Origin of the sequence: Weissella confusa, assembly GCF_004766315.1 — a bacterium.
Classification (GTDB): domain Bacteria; phylum Bacillota; class Bacilli; order Lactobacillales; family Lactobacillaceae; genus Weissella; species Weissella confusa_A.
Genome location: NZ_PVSN01000086.1, coordinates 1 through 1,631, shown reverse-complemented (window position 1 = coordinate 1,631; position 1,631 = coordinate 1). Strand labels below are relative to the sequence as shown.

Annotated in this window: 1 rRNA gene; it reads right to left on the bottom strand. The window is 50.0% G+C overall.

Going from position 1 to position 1,631, the window contains the following annotated elements:
* Window positions 1-6: 6 nt before the first annotated feature.
* Window positions 7-1,583, bottom strand: a 16S ribosomal RNA gene (locus tag C6P11_RS10780).
* Window positions 1,584-1,631 lie beyond the last annotated feature (48 nt).

The following is a 1,631-nucleotide window of genomic DNA, read 5'->3' as shown; positions in this document are numbered from 1 at the left end:
CCTTAGAAAGGAGGTGATCCAGCCGCAGGTTCTCCTACGGCTACCTTGTTACGACTTCACCCTAATCATCTGTCCCACCTTAGACGGCTGGCTCCCGAAGGTTACCCCACCGGCTTTGGGTGTTACAAACTCTCATGGTGTGACGGGCGGTGTGTACAAGACCCGGGAACGTATTCACCGCGGCGTGCTGATCCGCGATTACTAGCGATTCCGACTTCATGTAGGCGAGTTGCAGCCTACAATCCGAACTGAGACGTACTTTAAGAGATTAGCTCACCCTCGCGGGTTGGCAACTCGTTGTATACGCCATTGTAGCACGTGTGTAGCCCAGGTCATAAGGGGCATGATGATTTGACGTCATCCCCACCTTCCTCCGGTTTGTCACCGGCAGTCTCACTAGAGTGCCCAACTGAATGCTGGCAACTAGTAATAAGGGTTGCGCTCGTTGCGGGACTTAACCCAACATCTCACGACACGAGCTGACGACAACCATGCACCACCTGTCACCTTGTCCCCGAAGGGAACGCTCCATCTCTGGAGTTGTCAAGGGATGTCAAGACCTGGTAAGGTTCTTCGCGTTGCTTCGAATTAAACCACATGCTCCACCGCTTGTGCGGGTCCCCGTCAATTCCTTTGAGTTTCAACCTTGCGGTCGTACTCCCCAGGCGGAGTGCTTAATGCGTTAGCTGCGGCACTTAAGGGCGGAAACCCTCAAACACCTAGCACTCATCGTTTACGGTGTGGACTACCAGGGTATCTAATCCTGTTTGCTACCCACACTTTCGAGCCTCAACGTCAGTTACAGTCCAGAAAGCCGCCTTCGCCACTGGTGTTCTTCCATATATCTACGCATTTCACCGCTACACATGGAGTTCCACTTTCCTCTACTGCACTCAAGTCATCCAGTTTCCAAAGCAATTCCTCAGTTGAGCTGAGGGCTTTCACTTCAGACTTAAATAACCGTCTGCGCTCGCTTTACGCCCAATAAATCCGGATAACGCTTGGAACATACGTATTACCGCGGCTGCTGGCACGTATTTAGCCGTTCCTTTCTGGTAAGATACCGTCACACATTGAACAGTTACTCTCAATGTCATTCTTCTCTTACAACAGTGTTTTACGAGCCGAAACCCTTCATCACACACGCGGCGTTGCTCCATCAGGCTTTCGCCCATTGTGGAAGATTCCCTACTGCTGCCTCCCGTAGGAGTATGGGCCGTGTCTCAGTCCCATTGTGGCCGATCAGTCTCTCAACTCGGCTATGCATCATCGCCTTGGTAAGCCATTACCTTACCAACTAGCTAATGCACCGCGGGACCATCTCTTAGTGATAGCAGAACCATCTTTTAAATAACAACCATGCGGTTGTCATTGTTATACGGTATTAGCATCTGTTTCCAAATGTTATCCCCTGCTAAGAGGTAGGTTTCCCACGTGTTACTCACCCGTTCGCCACTCTTTGCAATGTCCATCGTCATATCTGAGCAAGCTCTTCAAATCAGTTGAACCACAAAGCGTTCGACTTGCATGTATTAGGCACGCCGCCAGCGTTCATCCTGAGCCAGGATCAAACTCTCAATTTGAAGTTTGAGTATAACTCAATTTTTGTTGTTTAACAGAAGTTAAACGAA